This is a genomic window from Streptomyces sp. M41(2017) (genome assembly GCF_002078175.1).
Lineage (GTDB): Bacteria > Actinomycetota > Actinomycetes > Streptomycetales > Streptomycetaceae > Streptomyces.
In genome coordinates, this window is sequence record NZ_MWFK01000001.1 from 1,099,471 (window position 1) to 1,115,474 (window position 16,004).

The 16,004-nt window shown below is 69.0% G+C and carries 16 protein-coding genes, 1 tRNA gene and 1 riboswitch; of the genes, 11 read left to right on the forward strand and 6 right to left on the reverse strand.

All coding sequences use genetic code 11. The features are described 5' to 3' along the window. Nucleotides 1–43: 43 nt before the first annotated feature. Nucleotides 44–2,491: a transglycosylase domain-containing protein gene (locus tag B0675_RS04865; protein WP_081221591.1), complete on the forward strand. Its 2,448-nt coding sequence runs from the start codon at nucleotides 44–46 to the stop codon at nucleotides 2,489–2,491. A gap of 131 nt (nucleotides 2,492–2,622) precedes the next feature. Here B0675_RS04865 and bcp read toward each other — a convergent pair whose 3' ends face one another. Beyond that, nucleotides 2,623–3,090 carry a thioredoxin-dependent thiol peroxidase gene (gene bcp / locus B0675_RS04870; protein ID WP_081217494.1) on the reverse strand — a complete coding sequence of 156 codons (468 nt, stop codon included), beginning with the start codon at nucleotides 3,088–3,090 and terminating at the stop codon, nucleotides 2,623–2,625. 134 nt (nucleotides 3,091–3,224) lie between these two features. Between bcp and B0675_RS04875 the strand changes: the two genes are divergently transcribed. The 5 genes from B0675_RS04875 to B0675_RS04895 all read left to right on the forward strand — a co-directional run bounded on the left by B0675_RS04875 (nucleotide 3,225) and on the right by B0675_RS04895 (nucleotide 5,688). Continuing rightward, nucleotides 3,225–3,563, forward strand: coding sequence for a DUF3618 domain-containing protein (locus B0675_RS04875; RefSeq protein ID WP_081217495.1), 339 nt, complete (start codon nucleotides 3,225–3,227; stop codon nucleotides 3,561–3,563). Between the two features lie 43 nt (nucleotides 3,564–3,606). Next, nucleotides 3,607–3,963, forward strand: coding sequence for a co-chaperone GroES (locus tag B0675_RS04880; RefSeq protein ID WP_081217496.1), 357 nt, complete (start codon nucleotides 3,607–3,609; stop codon nucleotides 3,961–3,963). A 55-nt stretch (nucleotides 3,964–4,018) separates the two neighbouring features. Beyond that, nucleotides 4,019–4,086: riboswitch (guanidine-III (ykkC-III) riboswitch) on the forward strand. 37 nt (nucleotides 4,087–4,123) lie between these two features. Further along, the gene (sugE, locus tag B0675_RS04885) at nucleotides 4,124–4,444 is read left to right on the forward strand and encodes a quaternary ammonium compound efflux SMR transporter SugE (protein ID WP_081217497.1); all 321 of its coding nucleotides are present in this window, start codon (nucleotides 4,124–4,126) and stop codon (nucleotides 4,442–4,444) included. A gap of 104 nt (nucleotides 4,445–4,548) precedes the next feature. Beyond that, on the forward strand, nucleotides 4,549–5,571 hold the full coding sequence (locus B0675_RS04890; RefSeq protein ID WP_241539697.1) for an HNH endonuclease: 1,023 nt from the start codon (nucleotides 4,549–4,551) through the stop codon (nucleotides 5,569–5,571). Nucleotides 5,572–5,604: 33 nt separating this feature from the next. Next, nucleotides 5,605–5,688, forward strand: a tRNA-Leu gene (locus B0675_RS04895). 55 nt (nucleotides 5,689–5,743) lie between these two features. On the opposite strand, the gene rdgB is transcribed toward B0675_RS04895, so the two are convergent. From rdgB to B0675_RS04915, 4 genes are all read right to left on the reverse strand, one after another. Further along, entirely contained in the window at nucleotides 5,744–6,346 is a 603-nt protein-coding gene (gene rdgB, locus B0675_RS04900; protein ID WP_081217498.1) for an RdgB/HAM1 family non-canonical purine NTP pyrophosphatase, read from the reverse strand. Nucleotides 6,347–6,440: 94 nt separating this feature from the next. After that, nucleotides 6,441–6,839: a hypothetical protein gene (locus tag B0675_RS04905; protein WP_081217499.1), complete on the reverse strand. Its 399-nt coding sequence runs from the start codon at nucleotides 6,837–6,839 to the stop codon at nucleotides 6,441–6,443. A 144-nt stretch (nucleotides 6,840–6,983) separates the two neighbouring features. Continuing rightward, nucleotides 6,984–7,730, reverse strand: a complete 747-nt coding sequence (rph, locus tag B0675_RS04910; protein WP_081217500.1) for a ribonuclease PH — start codon at nucleotides 7,728–7,730, stop codon at nucleotides 6,984–6,986. A 140-nt stretch (nucleotides 7,731–7,870) separates the two neighbouring features. After that, a complete protein-coding gene (locus B0675_RS04915; protein WP_069920430.1) occupies nucleotides 7,871–8,104 on the reverse strand; it encodes a PTS glucose/sucrose transporter subunit IIB in 234 nt (77 codons plus the stop codon). A 174-nt stretch (nucleotides 8,105–8,278) separates the two neighbouring features. Here B0675_RS04915 and B0675_RS04920 point away from each other — a divergent pair, with 174 nt between their 5' ends. The 5 genes from B0675_RS04920 to B0675_RS04935 all read left to right on the forward strand — a co-directional run bounded on the left by B0675_RS04920 (nucleotide 8,279) and on the right by B0675_RS04935 (nucleotide 15,056). Next, on the forward strand, nucleotides 8,279–9,565 hold the full coding sequence (locus tag B0675_RS04920) for a PTS transporter subunit EIIC (protein ID WP_081217501.1): 1,287 nt from the start codon (nucleotides 8,279–8,281) through the stop codon (nucleotides 9,563–9,565). Between the two features lie 283 nt (nucleotides 9,566–9,848). Then, on the forward strand, nucleotides 9,849–11,117 hold the full coding sequence (locus B0675_RS04925; RefSeq protein WP_081217502.1) for a PTS transporter subunit EIIC: 1,269 nt from the start codon (nucleotides 9,849–9,851) through the stop codon (nucleotides 11,115–11,117). A gap of 237 nt (nucleotides 11,118–11,354) precedes the next feature. Further along, complete coding sequence (locus tag B0675_RS41300; RefSeq protein WP_179165246.1) at nucleotides 11,355–11,546, forward strand: hypothetical protein; 192 nt, start codon at nucleotides 11,355–11,357, stop codon at nucleotides 11,544–11,546. A 73-nt stretch (nucleotides 11,547–11,619) separates the two neighbouring features. Further along, complete coding sequence (locus B0675_RS04930; RefSeq protein ID WP_179165247.1) at nucleotides 11,620–13,704, forward strand: ABC transporter transmembrane domain-containing protein; 2,085 nt, start codon at nucleotides 11,620–11,622, stop codon at nucleotides 13,702–13,704. A gap of 44 nt (nucleotides 13,705–13,748) precedes the next feature. Then, nucleotides 13,749–15,056 (forward strand): glycosyltransferase, encoded by a 1,308-nt coding sequence (locus B0675_RS04935; protein WP_081217504.1) that lies wholly within the window; start codon nucleotides 13,749–13,751, stop codon nucleotides 15,054–15,056. Nucleotides 15,057–15,061: 5 nt separating this feature from the next. On the opposite strand, the gene B0675_RS04940 is transcribed toward B0675_RS04935, so the two are convergent. Continuing rightward, complete coding sequence (locus tag B0675_RS04940) at nucleotides 15,062–15,814, reverse strand: MBL fold metallo-hydrolase (protein ID WP_081217505.1); 753 nt, start codon at nucleotides 15,812–15,814, stop codon at nucleotides 15,062–15,064. Between the last annotated feature and the right edge of the window lie 190 nt (nucleotides 15,815–16,004).

The following is a 16,004-nucleotide window of genomic DNA, read 5'->3' on the forward strand; positions in this document are numbered from 1 at the left end:
TCGTACGGCGACGTACGACGTGAAACAGGAGTCCGGCGAACAGATGAGTGACGAGCCGCAGCCGCAGCGGAACGACCAGGGCTGGGCACCCAGGGAACCGGAACCGGGCCCCCGCCCGGCCGGCGGACCCGCGGCGGGACCGGGCGAGCCCGGCGCGAAGCGGAAGGAGAAGCGGAAGCGGACCGGCTGGCGCCGGCTCATCCCGACCTGGCGGATGGTGCTGGGCACCCTCGTGTGCCTGATCCTCGTCGTGGTCGGCCTCTTCGCGCTCGGCTACTACCTCGTCAAGATCCCGCCGGCGAACGCCGCGGCGACCAAGCAGAGCAACGTCTATCTGTACGCCGACGGCAGCCAGCTCGCCCGCGACGGCGACGTCAACCGGGAGAACGTGTCCCTCGCGCGGATCTCCAAGGACGCCCAGCACGCCACCCTCGCCGCCGAGGACCGGGACTTCTACACCGAGTCCGCCATCGATCCCAAGGCGATGATCCGCGCGGGCTGGAACACGGCCACCGGCAAGGGCAAGCAGTCCGGCTCGACCATCACCCAGCAGTACGTGAAGAACTACTACCTGGGCCAGGAACAGACGGTCACCCGCAAGATCAAGGAGTTCTTCATCTCGATCAAGCTGGACCGGGAGAAGAGCAAGGACGACATCCTCGAGGGCTACCTCAACACCAGCTACTACGGCCGCAACGCCTACGGCATCCAGGCCGCCGCGCAGGCCTACTACGGCGTCGACGCGCAGAACCTGACCGTCGCCCAGGGCGCCTACCTCGCCGCGCTGCTCAACGCGCCCAGCGAGTTCGACGTGATCGCCCACCCCGAGAACAAGGCGGCGGCGCTCGCCCGCTGGAACTACGTCCTCGACGGCATGGTCAAGAAGAAGTGGCTGACGCAGCCGGCGCGCGCCCGGGTCACCTTCGAGCCGCCCAAGCAGGCCAAGGGATCGGCGGGCATGTCCGGCCAGCGCGGCTACCTCGTCCAGGCCGTCAACGACTATCTGACCTCGAACAAGATCCTCGACGAGGACACCCTGACCACCGGCGGCTACCGCATCACGACCACCCTGCAGAAGCCCAAGCAGGACGCCTTCGTGAAGGCAGTGAACGACCAGGTCATGGACCGGCTCGACAAGAAGAACCGCAAGGTCGACTCGTACGTCCGGGCCGGCGGCGTCGCCATCGACCCGTCCAGCGGCAAGGTCCGCGCGATGTACGGCGGCATCGACTACACCAAGCAGTACGTGAACAACGCGACCCGCCGCGACTACCAGGTCGGCTCCACCTTCAAGCCGTTCGTCTTCACCTCGGCCGTGCAGAACTTCTCCACGACCCAGGACGGCCGCATGATCACCCCGAACACCGTCTACGACGGCACCGACAAGCGCCCGGTGCAGGGCTGGAACGGCGGCACCTACGCCCCGGAGAACGAGGACGGCGTCTCGTACGGCGACATCACCGTCCGCACCGCCACCGACAAGTCGGTCAACTCGGTGTACGCGCAGATGGCCGTCGACGTCGGCCCCGCCAAGGTGGAGAAGACCGCCGTCGCGCTCGGCCTGCCGGCGAACACCCCCGACCTGACGGCGTCCCCCTCCATCGCCCTGGGCCCGGCCACCGCCAGCGTCCTCGACATGACGGAGGCGTACGCCACGCTCGCCAACCACGGCAGGCACGGCACGTACTCCCTCGTCGAGAAGATCACCAAGGACGGTGAGGACGACGTGGAGCTGCCGAAGGAACAGACCACCCAGGCGGTGAGCCGCGAGGCCGCCGACACGACGACGTCCATGCTGCAGAGCGTCGTCGACGGCGGCACCGGGCAGGCCGCGCAGGCCGCCGACCGGCCCGCCGCGGGCAAGACCGGCACCGCCGAGGAGGACACGGCCGCCTGGTTCGCGGGCTACACCCCCGACCTCGCCACCGTCGTCTCCGTGATGGGCCAGGACCCCGAGACCGGCGCCCACAAGTCCCTGTACGGCGCGCTCGGCCAGGCCCGCATCAACGGCGGCGGCTACCCCGCCCAGATCTGGGCCCAGTTCACCAAGGACGCCCTCGACGGCACCGACGCGTCCGACTTCGACCTCCGGCTCCAGCCGGGCGCCGAGGAACAGGAGGACGTCCCCTCCTTCGAACCCAGCGAGCCGGACAGCACCGGGGGCGACGACGGCGGCACCACCGACGGCGGGCAGCAGACGCCGGGCCAGGACCAGGGACAGACACAGGGCGCCAGCCAGTCACCGGGCCGGACCAACGGCCAGACCCAGGGGCAGACCGCGGGTCAGAACCAGGGCCAGACCAACGGCGGCGCCGACACCGGGGGTGGCGCTACGAACGGCACCGGCGGCGGCGACGGCGGGGGCACCACCGACGGCGGCACCACCGGGTCCACCACGGACGGCGGCACCGACGGCGGGGCCACGGACGGCGGAACGGGCACCATCGCGGGCGAGGGCCCGCTGAACCCGCTCACCTCCAGAAAACCCTGACGGGCCGGGCGGCGCGCCGAGACAGCCCCGGAAGGGGGGCGCCTCCGCGCGCCGAACCGCACGGAACACCGAACCGCACGGAACGCCGAACAGCACGGAACACCGATCCGCACCGGCCATCGGCGAACGGGTCAGATCCCCAGGTCCTTGATGATCTTCGCCACGTGCCCGGTCGCCTTCACGTTGTAGAAGGCCTGCTCGACCTTGCCCTCCTCGTCCACCACCACGGTGGACCGGATGACGCCGACGACCGTCTTGCCGTACAGCTTCTTCTCGCCGAAGGCGCCGTACGCCTCCAGGACCGACTTGTCGGTGTCCCCGACCAGCGTGACCTTCAGGTTCTCCTTCTCGCGGAACTTGGCGAGCTTCTCCGGCTTGTCCGGGGAGACACCGATGACGTCGTAACCGGCGCTCGCCAGCACGTCGAGGTTGTCCGTGAAGTCGCACGCCTGCTTCGTGCAGCCCGGGGTGAGGGCGGCCGGGTAGAAGTAGACGATGACCTTGCGGCCCTTGTGGTCCGCCAGGGAGACGTCCTTGCCGTCGGCGTCGGGCAGGGTGAAGGCGGGGGCGGTGTCGCCGGGCTGCAGTCGCTCGCTCATCGGAACCTCACGTGGCCAAGGGGATGGAATGGATACGGAACGAGCGTAATGGGGGGTGCCGAGGGGTGCGGCGCAGCAGGAGCTGACAGACTGTCCGAACCAGACAGTCACAACACGACCACGGAGGCAGCGCGGTGTCGGATACGTCGGACACGTCGGATACCAGGACTCCGGCGCAGATCGAGGCGGACATCAAGAACCGCCGCGCAACGCTCGCCGACACGCTCGACGAGATCGGCGTGCGGGTCCACCCCAAGACGATCGTCGGAGACGCCAAGGCCAAGGTCGCCTCCAACATCGACCACACGCTGGGACGCGCCTACGTCGGCGTGAACCGCGTCGTCGGTGATGTGAAGGGGCAGTTCGTCACCGAGGAGGGTGCGCCCCGGCTGGAGCGCATCGTGCCGGCGGCCCTGCTGGCGGTCGGCGTCGTCGGGCTGCTCGTGCTGGGCACGCGGCGGGGCAAGCGCTGACCCGCCCGGCTACGGACGGCTCGGGGACAGGTAGGTTCTGGGCGTGAGCGCCAATCGGGAACAGCACAACACCCACGACGACAAGTTGCCCATCCGGATGCTGCACGACCGTGTGCTCGTGCGGCAGGACGCCGCCGAGGGCGAGCGGCGTTCGGGCGGCGGCATCCTGATCCCCGCGACGGCGGCCGTCGGCCGCCGTCTTGCCTGGGCCGACGTCGTCGCGGTGGGCCAGAACGTCCGTACGGTCGAACCGGGCGACCGGGTCCTGTACGACCCCGAGGACCGCGCCGAGGTCGAGGTGCGCGGGATCGCCTACGTGCTGATGCGCGAGCGGGACCTGCACGCCGTGGCCGCGGACCGGTTCGAGGGGTCCGAGGACTCGACGGGCCTGTATTTGTAGGGGCGAATCCCGCTCGAAGGGGCTGGTGACCATGGTCACCAGCCCCTTCCGCATTCTTTTGCTACGGTGGAAACACCCCCGACGAGACGCGCCGTACCGGGACAAGGGCAAAGACGACGCACTTCGGTCCATCCGTCGTCCTGTCTCCCGGAGGTTCCCCGTGGCCTGGGTTCTGCTGCTCGTCGCCGGTCTGCTCGAAGTGGGCTGGTCGATCGGAATGAAGTACACCGACGGTTTCACCCGCCTGGTCCCGAGCGTGCTCACCGGCGCGGGAATCGTCGCCAGCATGGTCCTCCTCTCGTACGCCGCGAAGACCCTCCCCATCGGCACGGCCTACGGCGTCTGGGTCGGCATCGGCGCGGCCGGCGCCGCCGTCCTCGGCATGCTCCTCCTCGGCGAACCGGCCACAGCGGCCCGCATCTTCTTCATCGGCCTGCTGCTGGTGGCGGTGGTGGGGCTGAAGATGACGTCGGGGCATTGAGTTCCGGGCATCGGGCGGACGCCGGGCCCGTGTCGGGCGTGACCGTCCGATGAGCTGCTCGTTGATTCGTTCGAGGTTGCGAACATGCGACCGGGGACGGGGGCTTGGCCTTGCCGAACGAGTACGACCGAGACGCTCTGATCGCGGCCGTCGGTCAGTCGCACACCTGGAACGAACTCATGCGCCGTCTGGGATTCCGGCCAAGCGGAGGCCGGCGGCGCGTGCTCCAGGAGCGGGTGGCGGCCTACGGCATCGACACCAGCCACTTCAGGCGGCGCAGCCCCTGGTCCCGCTACCCGGACGCCGCGATCGCCGAAGCGGTGGCGTCGTCCACGACCCTGCGCGACGTCGTCCTCAAACTGGGGGCGACCCCGGCGACCGGGACCCTCGCGCATATCCGGCGCCGCATCGAAGCCGCCGGCATCGACGTCCGACATTTCCCGGGCATCGACCGCGCGCGCCTCGACCTGCCCTTCACGCCGGACGAGGTGCGGGCCGCTGCCGCGTCCGCCGCCAGTATCCGGGGCACCGCCAGGACACTCGGCGTCCCTGACGACAGCCGCTCCAGAGCCGCGCTCGGACGGATGCTCCGGGAGCTGGACGTCGACACCTCCCACTTCCGCAACGCCCGCCTGTCGATCCCCGAGGACGCGCTGCGCGCAGCCGTACCGACCGCGACGAGTTACGCGGACGTGATGCGTGCGCTGGGTCTCGACGTGAACGACACCAACCACCGCCGTGTCCGCCGTAAGGTCGCCCAACTGGGCCTCGACACGCGTCACTTCCGGCGACGTGCGTGGGGTGCCACACCTCTGAGGGAGCGGGCACCGGTGGCGGAGAGGGTACTGGTGGTCCTTCCCGTGGGATCGGTACGCCCCAACCGGGCCCGGCTGCATTCCGCACTCCAGGAACTGGGCGTGCCGTACGCGTGCGCCTCTTGCGGGAACCCCGGGATCTGGATGGACCGGCCGATCACTCTCCAGATCGACCACGTCAGCGGCGACTGGTTGGACAACCGGGCGGAGAACTTGCGCTACCTGTGTCCGAACTGCCACGCGTTGACGGAGTCATGGTGCCGTCGTAAGGGGAGGACATCTCTCGTCGGCCGACGTGTCCCCGTAGACTGAACGCCGCCGGTTCGAAGGTCAGGACCGTTGCGAGCGGCCGTGATGGAATTGGCAGTCATGCTGGGTTTAGGTCCCAGTGGGTTCACACCCGTGTGGGTTCGAGTCCCACCGGCCGCACTGCCGAAAAGCCATGGGCCCCGTCCGCCGAGGACGGGGCCCACGCTCGTTCACGTCAACCCAGCAGTTCCCGTACCACCGGTACCAGTTCGCGGAACGCCTTGCCTCGGTGGCTGATGACGTTCTTTTCCGCGGGGGTGAGTTCCGCGCAGGTGCGGGTGTCGCCCTCGGGCTGGAGGATCGGGTCGTAGCCGAAGCCGTGGGTGCCGGACGGGGTGGCGCGGAGGGTGCCGAGGAGCCTGCCCTCGACGACGCGTTCCGTTCCGTCCGGCAGGGCGAGTGCCGCCGCGCAGGCGAAGTGGGCGCCGCGGTGCGGGGCGTCGATGTCGGAGAGCTGGGCGAGGAGCAGGTCCAGGTTGGCCTGGTCGTCGCCGTGCCGGCCGGCCCAGCGTGCGGAGAAGATTCCGGGGGCGCCGTTCAGGACGTCGACGCACAGGCCCGAGTCGTCGGCGACGGCGGGCAGCCCGGTCGCGCGGGCGAGGGCGTGGGCCTTCAGCAGGGCGTTCTCGGCGAAGGTGACGCCGGTTTCCTTGACGTCGGGGATCTCGGGATAGGCGTCCGCGCCGACGAGGTCGTGCGTGATGCCTGCGTCGGCGAGGATCGCCTTCAGTTCGGTGAGCTTGCCGGCGTTGCGGGTGGCGAGGATCAGGCGGGTCATGCCCGCCAGTATCTCCGAGCGGGCCGCGGCCGCGGGACGGGTGTCCGGTCCCGCGGGCTGCGGCGGTCCGGTCCCCGTGCCGTCCCGGGCGGCGCTACGGCGTGCAGACCTTCGTCAGTTCGCCCGCCGCGTCCGTGACGGGGCTGATGTCGGGGGTGTCGTCGCCGTTCCGTACGGCGGTGCGGACGTTGGCGACGGCCTTGTTCAGGTTGTCGACCGCCTTGTTGACGTCGGCGTTGTCGGTCTTGTCGCCGATGTTGTCGAGGTTGTTCTCGATCGAGTTGAGGGAGGCGTCGGTCTGCGACGGATCGTTGGCCGCGTTCTCGACCGCCTGTTGGAGGTCGGTGACGCTGTCGGCTATCGAGTCGGCGGTCTGCACGCAGTCGAGCGCCTTGTTGACGGCGTCGCAGCCGACGGCCGCCGGCAGGACGACGAGTGCGGCGGTGACGGCGAGTGCGGCGGTACGGCGACGAGTGCGGTGGCGCGCGGCCATGGAACGGTCCCTCCCCGTGGGCATGATGGCGTTCGGCCGCGTCGGCGGCCGGTGCGTCCCGCGGTGGGGTCGTCCCGATCCGCCTGACGTGGCCGGCGGGCGCACGGCTGGACCGTGCGCCCGTACCCCTTAGAACGCGTGGAGTTAACGCGCGGTTGCCTCACCGGTCGATTCGAGTACCGCGCGCTGGACGGCGGCGAGTTCGTCGCAGCCGGCGACGGCGAGGTCGAGGAGGGCGTTGAGTTCCTTGCGGTCGAAGGGCTCGGCCTCGGCGGTGCCCTGGACCTCGACGAAGCGGCCGTCGCCGGTGCACACGACGTTCATGTCGGTGTCGGCCTTCACGTCCTCCTCGTAGCAGAGGTCGAGGAGGGGGACGCCCCCGACGATGCCGACGGAGACGGCGGAGACGGTGCCGGTGAGGGGCTTGCGGCCGGCCTTGATGAGTTTCTTGCCCTGGGCCCAGGTGACGGCGTCGGCGAGGGCTACGTAGGCGCCGGTGATGGCCGCGGTGCGGGTGCCGCCGTCGGCCTGGAGGACGTCGCAGTCGAGGACGATGGTGTTCTCGCCGAGCGCCTTGTAGTCGATGACGGCGCGCAGGGAGCGGCCGATGAGGCGGCTGATCTCGTGAGTGCGGCCGCCGATCTTGCCGCGGACGGACTCGCGGTCGCCGCGGGTGTTGGTGGCGCGGGGCAGCATGGAGTACTCCGCGGTGACCCAGCCCTCGCCGCTGCCCTTGCGCCAGCGGGGGACGCCTTCGGTGACGGAGGCCGTGCAGAAGACCTTGGTGTCGCCGAAGGAGACGAGGACGGAGCCCTCGGCGTGCTTGCTCCAGCCACGCTGGATGGTGATGGGGCGCAGCTGTTCGGGGGTGCGGCCGTCGATGCGAGACATGCGGCTGAGCCTATCGGCACACGGGTGAGGGGCTGTCCGCCGGTGACGGAAGCAGCCCCTCAAGGGTGAGCCGGGTCGGCCGGGGCGGGGCGCCGCTCGCGGGGAGCGAGAGCGGCTCGCGCCTCAGCGGGTCCGGGTGCTCACATCATGTCTTCGATCTCGCCGGCGATGGGGTCCGCGTCGGTGCCGATGACGACCTGGATGGCCGTGCCCATCTTGACGACGCCGTGGGCGCCCGCGGCCTTGAGGGCGGCTTCGTCGACCAGCGAGGCGTCGTGGACCTCGGTGCGCAGGCGGGTGATGCAGCCCTCGACTTCTTCGATGTTGTCGATGCCGCCGAGCCCGGCGACGATCTTCTCAGCCTTCGTGGCCATGTCGTACTCCCTGATCAGAACCGCTTTGTCGCAGTAACCCACAGTTGGCCCATCTTCGCGAGCGGTCGTGTCGTGGGTGCCGAATGATGGCGAGCACGACAGAGCGACGCGTCGTCAACTGGTCTACACCAGTTGACGGGCAGTCGCCAAACCGGCCCGGCCCGGAGGACGCCCATGAGTGCCGTGAGTGCCGTCTCACCTGCGCGCAACCGCTGGAACAAGGCCTTCCAGGGTCTGCAGAAGATGGGCCGGAGTCTTCAGCTGCCGATCGCCGTACTGCCTGCCGCCGGCATCCTCAACCGGCTGGGCCAGCCGGACGTGTTCGGGGCGGACGGGCTCGGCTGGGACAACGTCTCGAAGGTGATGGGAGCGGCGGGCGGCGCGCTGCTCGACGGTCAGCTCGGTCTGCCCATGCTGTTCTGTGTGGGCGTGGCCATCGGCATGGCGAAGAAGTCGGACGGTTCGACGGCGCTCGCGGCGGTGGTGGGGTTCCTCGTCTACTACAGCGTGCTGCGCGCGTTTCCGGAGGACTGCCCGGGAGGCAGCACGGCGATCAAGCTGGGCTGTCAGCTGGAGGACAACTCCGTCATCGAGTTCACCTACCAGAACCCCGGGGTGTTCGGCGGCATCGTGATCGGGCTGCTGTCGGCGTACTTCTGGCAGCGGTTCCACCGTACGAAGCTGGTGGACTGGCTCGGCTTCTTCAACGGGCGCCGGCTGGTGCCGATCATCATGGCGTTCGTGGCGATCCTGTTCGCCTCGTTGTGCGTGTGGGTGTGGCCGCCGATCGGTGACGCGCTGGAGAACTTCAGCGACTGGCTGGTCGGGTTGGGCGCGTGGGGCGCGGGCGTGTTCGGCCTGGCCAACCGGGCGCTGCTGGTGATCGGCCTGCACCAGTTCCTGAACGTGCCCATCTGGTTCCAGTTCGGCAGCTACACCAAGCCGGACGGGGAGGTCGTGCACGGTGACATCAACATGTTCCTGGCGGGCGACCCGAACGCGGGGCAGTTCACCTCGGGCTTCTTCCCGATCATGATGTTCGCGCTGCCCGCGGCGGCGCTGGCGATCACGCACTGCGCGAAGCCGCATCGCCGCAAGGAGGTGGGCGGTCTGATGCTGTCGGTGGCGCTGACGTCGTTCGTCACCGGCATCACGGAGCCGCTGGAGTACTCGTTCCTGTTCATCGCGCCGCTGCTGTACGTGGTGCACGCGATCCTCACCGGCGTCTCGATGGCGGTGACGTGGGGTCTGGGCGTGCACGACGGCTTCAGTTTCTCGGCGGGTCTGATCGACTACGTCATCAACTGGAACCTGGCGACGAAGCCGTGGGCGATCGTGCCGATCGGGCTGTGCTTCGCGGCCGTGTACTACACGATCTTCCGGTTCGCGATCACGAAGTTCGACCTGAAGACGCCGGGGCGGGAACCGGAGGAGGACGTGGAGGACACGACCAAGGCGTAGCCCTCTTCCGCCGGAGGGGCCGCCCACCAGCACCGCTCTCCCCCAAGGGCCCCCGGACCACCTGGTCCGGGGGCCCTTCGGCATGACCGGAACCAGTTCTTCCCGTTATGGCCGAGACCACAAAATCAGCGGGTTCCTTATCCAGCCTTCACCGTGCTACAACAGGTCTACACCACTGAGTGGTGTAGACCACGCGAGGCCGACGAGTCGCCGCGTACCCCCAAAGACGCCGCCGTCCTCATCACTGTCCCCTGGGCGGCGCCTTGCCTACTGGAGGAAGTTGATGACCACGGCCAGCGCGGCACCCGCCGCGGAGAAGAAGGGCAGGGGCGCCGGCGTGATGGCGGTCCTGCAGCGCATCGGCCGGAGCCTGATGCTGCCGGTCGCCGTGCTGCCCGCCGCCGCACTGCTGGTGCGCCTCGGCAACCCTGACATGCTGGGTCGCCCGTCGTTCCCGACGTTCCTCACCAAGATCGCCGGCTTCATGGCGGCCGGCGGCAACGCGATCCTCGACAACATGGCGCTGCTGTTCGCGGTGGGCATCGCGATCGGCTTCGCCAAGAAGTCGGACGGTTCCACCGCTCTCGCCGGCGTGGTCGGCTACCTGGTCTTCAAGAACGTGCTCGCCACGTTCACCGACAAGAACCTGCCGAAGGTGGCCACGGCCGTCGACGGCAAGGTCGTCATGGTCGACGCCCCGGTGGACGCCAAGGTGCTCGGCGGTGTCGTCATGGGCATCGTGGTGGCGCTGATATACCAGCGCTTCTACCGCACCAAGCTGCCCGACTGGGCCGGCTTCTTCGGCGGCCGCCGCCTCGTCCCGATCCTGTCCGCCTTCGCGGGCCTGATCCTCGGCGTCGTCTTCGGCTACATCTGGCCGGTCCTCGGCACGGGTCTGCACAACTTCGGTGAGTGGCTGGTCGGTTCGGGCGCCGTCGGCGCGGGCATCTTCGGTGTCGCCAACCGTGCGCTGATCCCGATCGGCATGCACCACCTGCTCAACTCCTACCCCTGGTTCCAGGCGGGCGACTACCACGGCAAGAGCGGCGACATCTCCCGCTTCCTGGCGGGCGACCCGTCGGCCGGACAGTTCATGACCGGCTTCTTCCCGATCATGATGTTCGCCCTCCCCGCGGCCTGCCTCGCGATCGTGCACTGCGCCCGCCCCGAGCGCCGCAAGGTCGTCGGCGGCATGATGTTCTCGCTCGCCCTGACCTCCTTCGTCACCGGCGTCACCGAGCCCATCGAGTTCACGTTCATGTTCATCGCGCCGGCGCTCTACGCGATCCACGCGGTCCTCACCGGTGTCTCCATGGCTCTGACCTGGGCGCTCGGCATGAAGGACGGCTTCGGCTTCTCGGCCGGCGTCGTCGACTTCGGCCTGAACATCGGCATCGCGTCCAACCCGTGGGGCCTGGTCCTGGTCGGCCTGTGCTTCGCCGCGGTCTACTACGTGGTCTTCCGCTTCGCGATCACCAAGTGGAACCTCCCGACGCCGGGCCGCGAGTCCGACGAGGAACTCGCGGAACTCCTGAAGGCCGAGGCCAAGTAACACCGAGCCTCCTCCCGTACAGCGGAATTCCCCGGACCGTCCGACGGTCCGGGGAATTCGGCATGCCCAAAATGATGGACCCACCAAAAAAAGCCACCACCCCGAACGGACAAAGTGACCACCGTCACTGATCATTCGACCTTGATCATTTGATTGTTCTGCGTCTACGGTCGACATCGGGCCGGCCACGAAAACGACCAAGAAGGCCGGCCGAGACCAGAACAAGTGGGGAAATCGATGAGTCTTCAAGCTCTTCGCGAGATGCAGTTCACCGCGCTCACCGACGAGGAGGCCGCCGCCGCCTCCGGTGAGGGCAAGCCGAGTCGGGCCCGTTGCGAATGGATCTTCGCGCAGATCGGGAATCCGATGTCGTGCAGTTACGGGGATTACTACAAGCTCTGGAAGTCGCTGGGCTGCGACAAGCTGTAAGGACGACCGGTGCCCGCCCCTGCTCGGGGGCGGGCATCTCCATTTCCCGCCGGCAGGCCCAGGAGATCCAAGCTTGAAGTGGCAGAGCTACCACACCCGTCAGTCCGGGGAGACGGACTGCGGCCCCTCGTGCGTCCGCACGGTGCTGTTGCGGCACGGCGTCGTCATCGACACCGCGATCCTGCGCGAGGCGATCGGGCTCGCCGAGCAGGGTTCGAGTCTCCTCCGGCTCCGTGACGCCCTCGCGGGATACGGCGTCGACAGCGAACTGCTGCGACTGGACATCGGCGGGCTGGCCCAGGCCGTGCGGTTGGCGGGACCTGCGGTCATCCTGATGGACGACGAGGGGTACCGGCACTTCGTCGTCGTGCACGAGGTCACCCCCCAGGGCGACTTCATCGTCGGCGACCCTCTGATGTCCCGGCCGATGCGGCTGCCGCCCGCGACGCTGGCCGAGCTGTTCCACGGCGAGGTCCTGGTCACGGACCGCCCGGCCGCACGGCCGTCGCCAATGGCGCGACTCCGGCGGCCCGGGCCACCCGGGCTGCTGCGTCAGACGGTCCGGGAGCACCGCGGACACCTCACGGTCGTCCTCGTCACCACCGTGGTCGTCTCCCTCGTCGCCCTGCTGAACAGCCTGTTCGTGCAGGTGGCGGTGGACCGGGTCATGGGGGACGGGAACCGCGGACGACTCGCTCTCCTGTCGGCCGAGTTCATCGGCGTCGCGATGGCGGCGGCCGGCATCCAGTTCCTGCGTGGCCGGGTCATCGTCGCACTGAGTCAGTCCCTGCAGCGGACGCTCTCCGAGCGTTATCTCGGCAAGCTCCTGCGCCTTCCGGCCCACTATTTCAAGAGCCGTAGGCCGGGCGATCTGGTCAGCCGTATCGACGACGTCCAAGAGATCCAGGGACTGATCACCGCTGCCGCCGTACGCGCCGCTGTGGATCTCTGCGTCGTGTTCTCCGTCGGCACTTATCTACTGGTGTCGAGCCCCACCCTCTTCCTTTTCCTGATCCCGCCCGCGACGGTCAATCTACTCAGCTCCTTTCTCCTCTTTCCACACATCAGGAGCGCCGCCGAGGAGGCTCTCCAGCGCGATGCGACCCTGAAGTCCGAGACGCTCAACGTACTGCGGGGACATACGGAGTTCATCGGCTACGGACGTCGCGAATTCGCCTTCGGACGGATGGCACGGGCACTGGAGCGCAGAATCACGTCGGAGACCAGGCTGGGGCGCCTGGAGAACATCAACGCGGTGATCAAGACGGCCACCCAGACCGTTTTCACCGTGGTGATCGCGTGGGCCGGCCTCAGCCGCATGCTCTCCGGCTCCCTCACCGTCGGTCAGGTCTTCGGATTCCTCACCATGTCCGGCTACTTCCTCGGCGCCATGGACTCCGTCGCCTCGCTCCAGGTCACCGCCCAGCGCACGTCGGCCGCTCTCGGCCGGTACCGGGACGTCATCCTCCAGCGGGACGACGCCCGTCAGGGACTGCCGGACGAGGAGGCGCAGACACCGCTGGAGCCGGCCGACCTGCGCGTGAGGGATCTGGGCTTCACCCACGAGGGCTCCGGCCGCGCGGCACTCTCCGGCATCACCCTGGACATTCCCCACGGCACCAGCGTTCTGCTGCGCGGCGCGAACGGCTCGGGAAAGAGCACCCTCCTCGCCCTGCTCGCGGGTACGCACACCGGATATCGCGGCAGCATCACCCTCGGCGGTGCCGAGGTCGATCGGATCCGGGAGGCCGACCTGTGCCGTCGCGTCCTCTATGTGCCCGAGAATCCCGTCCTGCTCACCGCCTCGCTGCGCGAGAACCTCACGCTCGGCGTCGCCCACCCGACGGCGGACATCATCGAGGCGTGCCGTGTGGCCTGCTTCCTCGAGGTGCTCGACACCCTCGCGGGAGGACTGGACGCACCCCTCCGGGAGAGCGGCGCCGGTCTATCCCGCGGGCAGATCCAACGGCTGTCGATAGCCCGGGCCGTTCTGCACGCCCCGGACGTCTATCTGTTCGACGAGACGTTCAGCGGCGTCGACCGCGAGACCTTCGGCCGTGTCTGGGGAAATCTGAAATCGGTGAAGGGAACGAAGGTCCTGGTCTCGCACGGGCATGTCCAGGACATCGACTTCGACCTCAGCCACACCCTCGGCTGACCCCGGCCGCTCGGCCGCCCCCACGGGAAAGGCATCACCCCCCGATGAAATTCGCTCAGCTGCTCGATCTCGTCCGTACGGACGGCGGACTCCCCGCGTCCCGGTTCGCCGACGACCTGGCCCTCATCACCTCCGTCTCCCTGGACCTCGCGGAGACCGAGCTGGCCTCGTCCGATCCCGCGCTGCTGGCGGCTTCGTACGAGGAAAACCGGCCCGCGGCCGTCACCGTCGTCGTCCTCAGCCGCGACGAGGAGGACCGCATCGCGGGCACGCTCGGCGCTCTCGTCCACGACGCCGACCACTGCCTGCTCATAGACTCGGGATCCACCGACGCCACCGTGGAGCGCGCCCGCGCGGCCCGCGCCGACATACGCGTCCTGAACGCCGCCTGGGTCGACGACTTCGCGCACCACCGCAACCTCGCCTTCGACCACGTCACCGAGGGCTGGATCCTGCACGTCGACGCCGACGAGGTCCTCGCCACCGACCACGCGGGCCGTATACGGCGGGCGCTCGGCGTCCTGGACCACCTCCTGCCCGAGGCGGACTTCGTCGTCTCACCGACCATCGCCGACATCGACGGCCCGACCTACACCAACACCCAGCGCGCTCTGCGCTCCGGCAGTGCCCTCCGCTTCCGCGGTCGCGTACACGAGCACCCGTACGACGCCTCGGGGAACAGTCCGGCGCGCATCGGCATCGACGCGCGGCTCGACCACGCCGGCTACCTGCCGGAGGTGGTCGAGGCCCGCGGGAAACGCGACCGGTACGGAAGGCTCTGCCGCCTGGCCGCCGCCGATGAGCCGGGTCACCCCAAGTGGGTCTTCTACGAGGTCCGCGACACCCTGGACTACCGGACCACGTCCCGTCAGGACCTGATGGCCGCCTTCGCCCGGCTCGAGAAGGCCTTCGAGGGGTCCGAGCCCGGCGTCGGGCCGGACTACCGGTCGGAGCGCACGATCGACGCGTGGGCCCTGCTGTGCGAACTGGCGATCCGGTTCGGCGGAGCCGAGGAGATCCGCTCGTACAGTGCGCTGCTGGCCGGTGCGGGGCGGGCCGTGGAGGCCACGTACTACCGCACCGTGCTGGAGTCGAGCCGACTGCTCGGGCGTCTGTCCGCTCTCGTCGACGGCATCAGCGCCGTCGAGCCGCACGAGGAACCGGCCAACCGGCACCTGATGGCCCGGCTCTTCGAACTCCAGGCCACCCTCGCACTCTCCAGCGGACGCTACGAGGCGGTCGAACCGGCCTACGGCAAGGCGGTCGCGCGCGGCGCCGGGCAGAGCGTGACCGAGGACTTCGCGATGCTGGGCCGCCTACTGCCCGGCCCGGGGAGCGGAACCGGGCAGTAAGGACCTCACACCTCGTACGTCACCCGAGGCACCGCCAGTTCCAAGGGCCCCGTGTACGCCGTGCGGGCGTCGGCGAGGTTGGTCCGGGGGTTCGTCCAGGGGGGGATGTGGGTGAGGACGAGGCGGCGGGCGGCGGCTCGGGTGGCGGACTCGCCTGCCTGGCGGCCGTTGAGGTGGAGGTCGGGGATCTCCTCCTTGCCGTGGGTGAACGCCGCCTCGCACAGGAACAGGTCCGTGTCGCGGGCGAGTTCGTCCAGCACCTCGGTCGGCCCGGTGTCCCCGGAGTACGTCAGCGACCGCCCGCCGTGCTCCAGCCGGATCCCGTACGCCTCCACGGGGTGGCGCACCCGCTCCGTGTGCACGGTGAACGGGCCGAGCTCGAAGGTGCTCGGCTTGACGGTGTGGAAGTCGAAGACCTCGCTCATCGAGGACGCGGACGGCGTGTCGGCGTAGGCCGTCGTCAGGCGCTCCTCGGTGCCCTCGGGTCCGTAGACGGGGATCGGGTCGCAGCGGCCGCCGTCGTGACGGTAGTAGCGCGCGACGAAGTACGCGCACATGTCGATGCAGTGGTCGGCGTGCAGATGGCTGAGGAAGATCGCGTCGAGGTCGTAGAGACCGCAGTGGCGCTGCAGCTCGCCCAGGGCACCGTTGCCCATGTCGAGGAGCAGCCGGAAGCCGTCGGCCTCTACGAGGTAGCTCGAACAGGCCGATTCCGCGGACGGGAACGACCCCGAGCAGCCGACGACGGTGAGCTTCATAAGAGCTGGAACCTCCGCGCTGGCAGGTTGTGCAGAGAGTAGGTGGGGGGCGCAGGTACTCGGGTTGCGGATACGGGAACGGGAGTCGTGCGGTTCGTCGAGCCTAAGGCGCGTCAGGGCCGGTCGCTCCTCCGCCAGGGGCTGTTGTGGGCGAACTCACCTGTGGTGTCACCGGTTCGGATGGACCTTG